General features: G+C 67.9%; 4 protein-coding genes. 3 read left to right on the top strand and 1 reads right to left on the bottom strand.

Going from position 1 to position 4,149, the window contains the following annotated elements; all coding sequences use genetic code 11:
* From MRY84_RS07340 to MRY84_RS07350, 3 genes are all read left to right on the top strand, one after another.
* A partial coding sequence (locus tag MRY84_RS07340; RefSeq protein WP_291505082.1) for an ABC transporter permease occupies window positions 1–532 on the top strand: 532 nt, incomplete at its 5' end.
* The gene (locus MRY84_RS07345; protein WP_291505083.1) at window positions 529–1,257 is read left to right on the top strand and encodes a phosphate ABC transporter ATP-binding protein; all 729 of its coding nucleotides are present in this window, start codon (window positions 529–531) and stop codon (window positions 1,255–1,257) included. The genes MRY84_RS07340 and MRY84_RS07345, both read left to right, overlap by 4 nt.
* Complete coding sequence (locus MRY84_RS07350) at window positions 1,254–2,081, top strand: substrate-binding domain-containing protein (protein WP_291505084.1); 828 nt, start codon at window positions 1,254–1,256, stop codon at window positions 2,079–2,081. Before MRY84_RS07345 ends, MRY84_RS07350 begins: the two co-directional genes overlap by 4 nt.
* 147 nt (window positions 2,082–2,228) lie before the next feature.
* Here the strand turns inward: MRY84_RS07350 and MRY84_RS07355 are convergent, their stop codons facing one another.
* Complete coding sequence (locus MRY84_RS07355) at window positions 2,229–3,926, bottom strand: AarF/UbiB family protein (RefSeq protein ID WP_291505085.1); 1,698 nt, start codon at window positions 3,924–3,926, stop codon at window positions 2,229–2,231.
* Window positions 3,927–4,149 lie beyond the last annotated feature (223 nt).

Genomic DNA, 4,149 nt, shown 5'->3' on the forward strand with positions numbered 1-4,149 from the left:
GCTGGCGGTGCCCTCGGTGGTGGTGGGGCTGGTGGTGTACCTGGTGCTCTCGCGCAGCGGGCCGCTGGGGTCTCTGGGTTGGCTTTTCAGCTTCAAGGCCATGGTGCTGGCGCAGGCCATCCTGGTGCTGCCGGTGGTCACTGCGCTCACCCGCCAGACGGTGGAAGATGCCGAACGTGCGCATGGCGAGCAGCTGCGTTCCCTGGGCGCGGGTCCGCTGCTGCGCAGCCTGCTGCTGGCCTGGGACGAGCGCTACGCGCTGCTCACGGTGCTGCTCGCGTCGTTTGGCCGCGCCATCTCCGAGGTGGGTGCCGTGATGATCGTGGGCGGCAACATCGATGGCTTCACCCGGGTGATGACCACCGCCATTGCCCTTGAAACCAGCAAGGGCGACCTGCCGCTGGCGCTGGCGCTGGGCATGGTCTTGCTGGCCGTGGTGCTGGCGCTCAATGTGCTGATTGCGCTGCTGCGCCGCTGGCGCGAGCGGGTCGATGGATCGGCCTCCAGCACACCCGTGGGGGTGACGGCATGAGCAGCCCTTCCGCCGACCCCTGGGTCGATTTGCGCCAGGTGACCGTGCGCTATGGCCGCGTGCAGGCGCTGGACCAGGTCACGCTTTGCATCGTGCCGGGCGAGCGCGTGGCGCTGGTGGGCGCCAATGGCAGCGGAAAGAGCACGCTGCTGCGCGTGCTGGGCGGCCTGGCCGATGCCAGCGGCGGGGGCTTTCAATGCAACGCGCGCCTGCGCCAGGCCATGCTCTTCCAGCGCCCGCACATGCTGCGCACCAGCGCACAGAACAACGTGGCGCTGGCCCTGTGGCTGCGCGGGGTGCGCTGGCGCGATGCGCGACCCCAGGCCCTCGCGGCGCTGCAGCGCGTGGGGCTGCAGGGCATCGCCGCGCAGAACGCCCGCACGCTTTCGGGCGGGCAGCAGCAGCGTGTGGCGCTGGCACGTGCTTGGGCGCTGCGACCAGACGTGCTGCTGCTGGACGAACCCACCGCCAGCCTCGACCCCCACGCCAAGCGCGAGGTCGAGGCCCTGATGGCCGACTTTGCCGCCAGCCATGGCGCGGCGGGGCCGGCGCATCCCGTGACCATGGTGTTCAGCAGCCACAACCTGGGCCAGGTCAAGCGCCTGGCCAGCCGCGTGATCTACCTGGAGCACGGCCGCCTGGTGGCCGACCTGCCCGTGCACGATTTCTTCAACGGTCCCCTGCCCGAGGCCGCGCGGCTGTTTGTCAAAGGAGAACTGGCATGACGGGTTTCAAGTCTTTTTGTGCCCCAGCGCTTGTACAACAAGCGCTGATAGCTATATTATTGATAGCATCTTGCCAGGTGCTGGCGCAGAGCATCACCATGGCATCCACCACATCCACCGAGCAGTCCGGGCTGTTTGGCCACCTGATGCCTGCGTTCAAGAAGGCCAGCGGGCTGGATGTGAAGGTGGTGGCGCTAGGCACCGGGCAGGCGCTGGACATGGCACGGCGGGGCGATGCCGATGTGCTGTTTGTGCACGACCAGGGGGCCGAGGAAAAGTTTGTGGCCGATGGCTGGGGCGTGAAGCGCTACCCCGTGATGTACAACGACTTCATCCTCATCGGCCCCAGGAGCGACCCGGTGGGCACCCAGGGCAAGGACATCGTGCAAGCCCTGCAGAAGCTGGCCGCTGCGCACGGCAACTTCATCTCGCGGGGCGACAAGAGCGGCACGCACGCGGCCGAGCTGCGCTACTGGAAGCTTGCAGGCGCCGACCCCGCCAAGGGACGCGGCTACAAGGAGTGCGGCTGCGGCATGGGGCCGGCGCTCAACATTGCCGCATCGAGCGGCGCCTATGTGCTGGCCGACCGAGGCACCTGGCTCAACTTCAGGAACCGCGCCGATCTGGCTGTGCTGGTCGAAGGCGACACCCGGCTTTTCAACCAGTACGGCGTGATGGTGGTGAACCCTGCCAAGCACCCGCACGTGAAGGCGCAGGATGCGCAGAAGTTCGTGGACTGGATCGTGTCGCCTGCGGGCCAGCAGGCGATTGCGGACTACAAGATGGGCGGGGAGCAGTTGTTCTTCCCGAATGCTGGACGGTAGTCTCTGCTGAGCCGCTTCGCGTCATCCCCGCAAGGGGGCGCCTCCGGTGGCCAGGAAAAGCCGGTTCCACGGGCGCGCTGGAATGGGGTGTGCCAGTTTCTAGGGTAGGTCGGTAAGCCGGTAGCGGGCTGGTGTCAGAACAGGTTCTCAGTCGTCATCCCGGTGGTGCGAACTGCGCCAGATGGCCCGCACCAGCCACAGGCCGCACACCACGGCCCCAAAGAACCCCAGGAACCCAAACGCGGGCAGCCCGAACAGTGTGGGCCCGCCCTTCACCGTCATCACGATGGACGAGCCGATGATCAGTGCCGCAATCACCAGCGCCATGGCCAGGCGGTTGGCCGAGCGGTCGATCTGGTCGCCCACGCGCTTGAGGTGCGCCAGTTCGATGCCCACCTGCAAGCGCCCACGCCGCGCGTTGCGCAGCAGCCGGCCCACGTCGTCGGGCAATTGCTCCACCGTGGCCAAGGCGCGGCGCAGGGTGCTCCAGGCGCGTCCGGCCAGCGCACGGGGCTCGTAGCGACCTCGCACCACCTCCTTGAGCAGCGGCAGGGCTTCGCTGGCCATGTGGAAATCCGGATCCAGGTTGCGACCCATGCCCTCCAGCGAAATGAACGCCTTGATCAGCAGCGCCAGGTCGGAGGGCAAGCCCAGCTGGTGCTCGCGCAGGATGGAGGTCACATCCGCCAGCATCTGGCCGAGGCTGAGCTGCGCCAGCGGCACGCCGTGGTACTGGTCCACGAAGGCTTCGATCTCGGTTTCGAGCTGCGCCACGTTCACGCCCGGGCCGTCGCCCGTCCAGTCCAGCAACACATCGGCCACCGCCTGGGGCTGATGCTCCACCAGCCCCAGCAGGAGCTGCAGCAGCTCGTCGCGTCGGCGCTGCGACAGGCGGCCGACCATGCCAAAGTCGATGAAGGCGATGCGGTTGCCCGGCAGGTAGAACACGTTGCCGGGGTGGGGGTCGGCATGGAAGACACCGTCCTGCACGATCATCTTGAGCACGGCCTGCGCACCCCGCTGTGCCAGCACGGTCCGGTCAAACCCCGCCTCGGGCGTGAGCGCCGCCAAGGCGCTGCCGGGCGTGCCCTCCACGAAATCCTGCACGTTGATGCGTTCGCTCGTGTGGGCCCAGTCCACCTTCGGAATCACGATGTGCGGGAGGGCAGCCATGTTGGCGGCAATGCGCTCGGCCTGGCGGCACTCGCCCGCCAGATCCAGCTCGCGGCGCAGGGAACGCGCAAACTCGCGCACCAGCTGTTGCGGGCGATAGGGCTTGAGCGCGGGCAATTCGGCCTCGGCCAGCGCCGCCAGCCGTTGCAGCAGGCGCAGGTCGGCCTGGATGGTATCGGCGATGCCTGGGCGGCGGATCTTGACGACGACCTCGCGCCCGTCGTGCAGCCGCGCACGGTGCACCTGCGCGATGGATGCGGCCGCCAGGGGCATGGCGTCAAACCAGGCAAAGACCTCCTCCGGCTCGGCGCCCAGGTCTTCGCGCAGTTGCGGGCGCAGGGCATCGATCGGCACCGCGGGCACATGGCTGTGCAGCTTCTCGAACTCGGCAATCCATTCGGGGCCGAACAGATCGGCCCGCCCCGCAAGGATCTGGCCGAACTTCACGAATGCCGGGCCCAGCTCTTCGAGCGCCAGGCGCACCTGCACGGGCGGCTCCACACGGGCCAGGTCTGCCGCGTGCGTCCAGTTCAACGCCTGGCCTGCGCGCTCCAGCCGGTCGGCCAGGCCCAGGCGGCGCACGGTGTCGCCAAACCCATGGCGCACCATCACGCCCAGGATTTCCTTCAGGCGCCCCAGGTCGCGGGCCGTGTCCAGCGTCTCGATCAGCATGGGGCGATGATAGTTCTTAGAGCCTGTTTACGATCTCGCAGGGGTCGCGTTGGAGCGCAATCGGGAGGAGTGGAGGCTTCGGATGCGCCGCATGGGCTCATGCCCATGCAAGCAGCCGGGGCGTCCAATCACCCGATTTCGCTCCAACCCTTCGGGCAGTGGTCTTTGCGGGCGGTCTGCGGCGTTGCGGCGTTTGCCAATAGCCGAGCTATTGGCCGCACAC

This window comes from Acidovorax sp., from assembly GCF_022763525.1.
Lineage (GTDB): Bacteria > Pseudomonadota > Gammaproteobacteria > Burkholderiales > Burkholderiaceae_C > Acidovorax.